Origin of the sequence: Bradyrhizobium lablabi (assembly GCF_001440475.1) — a bacterium.
Lineage (GTDB): Bacteria > Pseudomonadota > Alphaproteobacteria > Rhizobiales > Xanthobacteraceae > Bradyrhizobium > Bradyrhizobium lablabi.
Genome location: NZ_LLYB01000079.1, coordinates 19,432 through 21,717, shown reverse-complemented (window position 1 = coordinate 21,717; position 2,286 = coordinate 19,432). Strand labels below are relative to the sequence as shown.

3 protein-coding genes and 3 pseudogenes are annotated in these 2,286 nt (G+C 59.3%); 4 read left to right on the top strand and 2 right to left on the bottom strand.

What is annotated here, in order from left to right; genetic code table 11:
* The 4 genes and pseudogenes from CQ14_RS46555 to CQ14_RS48280 all read left to right on the top strand — a co-directional run.
* Nucleotides 1-379, top strand: a pseudogene (locus CQ14_RS46555) (bifunctional hydroxymethylpyrimidine kinase/phosphomethylpyrimidine kinase); the annotation flags it as partial.
* Nucleotides 380-426: 47 nt separating this feature from the next.
* The coding region (locus tag CQ14_RS46545) for a bifunctional hydroxymethylpyrimidine kinase/phosphomethylpyrimidine kinase (protein WP_245320433.1) at nucleotides 427-636 on the top strand (210 nt) is incomplete at its 5' end.
* A 217-nt stretch (nucleotides 637-853) separates the two neighbouring features.
* Nucleotides 854-1,012: a hypothetical protein gene (locus CQ14_RS43760; protein WP_156435205.1), complete on the top strand. Its 159-nt coding sequence runs from the start codon at nucleotides 854-856 to the stop codon at nucleotides 1,010-1,012.
* 46 nt (nucleotides 1,013-1,058) lie between these two features.
* A pseudogene (locus CQ14_RS48280) lies at nucleotides 1,059-1,592 on the top strand (hypothetical protein); the annotation flags it as partial.
* Between the two features lie 18 nt (nucleotides 1,593-1,610).
* On the opposite strand, the gene CQ14_RS48570 reads toward CQ14_RS48280, so the two are convergent.
* Nucleotides 1,611-1,931 (bottom strand): hypothetical protein, encoded by a 321-nt coding sequence (locus CQ14_RS48570; RefSeq protein ID WP_156435203.1) that lies wholly within the window; start codon nucleotides 1,929-1,931, stop codon nucleotides 1,611-1,613.
* Nucleotides 1,904-2,286, bottom strand: a pseudogene (locus CQ14_RS48275) (EamA family transporter); the annotation flags it as partial. The pseudogene CQ14_RS48275 and the gene CQ14_RS48570, both read right to left, overlap by 28 nt.

The window sequence follows — 2,286 nt, the reverse complement described above, 5'->3', positions numbered from 1 at the left end:
GGCGGAATTCGTCACCGCGCAGATCGACGCGGTGTTCTCCGATCTTGCGGTGGGGGCGGTCAAGATCGGCATGGTGGCGCGTCCGCCGGTGATCGATGCCATCGTCGCCGGCCTCACACGCTGGTCGCCGAAGCACGTCGTACTCGATCCCGTGATGGTCGCAACCTCGGGCGACCGGTTGCTGGCTGTGGAAGCGGTCGAGGCATTGCGAACCAAACTCATTCCGTTGGTGTCGGTGATCACGCCCAACCTGCCGGAGGCTGCGGTGCTGCTCGATGAAGCCGTGGCGACGGACGAAGCCATGGTCGAGCAACAGGGCAAGCGTCTGCTCGGGCTGGGGTGCAAGGCCGTGCTGATCAAGGGCGGCCACCGGGAGGGTNGCCGAGAGCATCGACTATCTGATCGGCGCGAATGGTGCGATCGCGNCTGGCCGCGCCGCGCGTGGCGACGAAGAACACCCACGGCACCGGCTGCTCATTGTCGTCGGCGATTGCGGCAGGGCTCGCGAGGGGTGAGGGCATGGGGGCCGCCGTGCGCAACGCCAAGGCGTGGGTGACCGCCGCGATTGCAGCGGCAGACCGGTTCAGCGTTGGACATGGCCACGGTCCGGTGCACCACTTTCACCGGTATTACTGAAAGCGATCCGGAGCATGATGCGACCGAGGGGCGCCCGGTTACGTCCCGGCTTTCGCGCTGATGACGATGGCCTGATTCATCCGCCGCGGGCCTAGCGGCCCTTAAGCGTTCGTTAACCATACTTGTTCAGCATTGCCTGGCAGTTCGGTGGAACCGGACGGCAGCCGAAACCGGCAGTCTTATTAACCTCAGCATATGCAACCTTTGGAGGAAGAGCATGATCAAGATCAAGTTGCCTACTTCTAGGACGGCTGACGCGGGCAAGGTGAAGATCGGGGAAGGTGGCGGCATTGATTGCCTAAAGCCGCGCAAGAGCAAGTTACAGGCTTCCGAGGACGCAGAAGTCGCACAGGCGAAAATCAAGCCGTTGGAATGACGCGAAGCTAATCGGCCCAAAGCCACAGCCTTTGTGCGAAAAATCGATGCAACACGCTGAACCGATCGTCAGTTTTTTTCGGCTCATCCCGGAAGCACCCGATCCGTGTCGCGCGGATCGGGCCGCCGGTGGTTTGTTGCCAATGCGAGGGGCCAGATATTGCGATCCCTTGACCTCAGCGACCGCCAACGGTTGGTGGGTGTTTCCCCCAATAGGGTTCGCTCTAATGTGGGATGGAGGAACAGGTGTCGTCTGGACTTATGAAGAGGATGACACATGGTATCCGCTAAAGGTCGCTCAGTTTCCTGACTTCGCGGCGTATTTTGCCAAAACTGCGCCCGGCGACTGTGGGGTATATGCACCACCGTTTCTGACGGCTTCTATCGAGCCCGGCATAGTCCAAGTCTGGAGCGGGTGGATAGTGCATACGCGACCCGGTTGGAGTGCGCTTGTCAGGCCGCCCGCTAATCTTGCTCGGCAGCAAGGATTTGAGTGTTACGAGGGTATAATCGAAACGGATTCGTGGTTTGGCCCATTGTTCATCAATCTTCGTCTGAACAAGACCGACACACCGATCTTTATCAGGCCGGAGATTCCGCTACTTCAAGTCACGCCAGTTCTGCGAGAGCATTATAGCAATCGGGTACTTGATGATGTTCGACTGGTAAGAGAATTTGATGCTTGGACGGACCAGGAATGGGGTGCTTACCGGCGGACGGTTGTTGAACCAAATCTCTTGGACAATCGCCCACTTGGGCTCCATGCGGCGAGCGTGCGACGGCGGCGAAAACGCAGCGATTCTCTCGTGAAATAAGGTGTTGCGGCACTGCGCCAGCGCGGCGGAAACGGATCCAATTGCTGCATGAGGTTGAATGCCCAAGGCAGTGGCCGCTACATTCCCGGTCTGCTTCGCTTCCATCGCTCCGCGCTAAGTATCGCCGACCACACTGAGGGGGTAGTCACGGCCATCATGCAACTCGCGAGGATGATGGCCGCGCCGAGGACACTCAAGAAATCCGGTATCTCGTGGAAAACGACAACGCCTCCGGCGACCCCAATTACAAGGCGGAGGAGAGTGTACGGGCCAAGCGTCGAGGCATTGGCATATCTTACCGCGACTATCCCGAGATATACGCCGATCGGGCCAAACAACGATACGCCGGAGAGCCAAGGCCAGACCTCAGGGCTAGGTAAGCTTGTGATTGCCAGAACGGGCAGATTGCATGCGACCGGCACGACGTTGGAGTACAGCATGGTGGTCAATTCGGAATCGC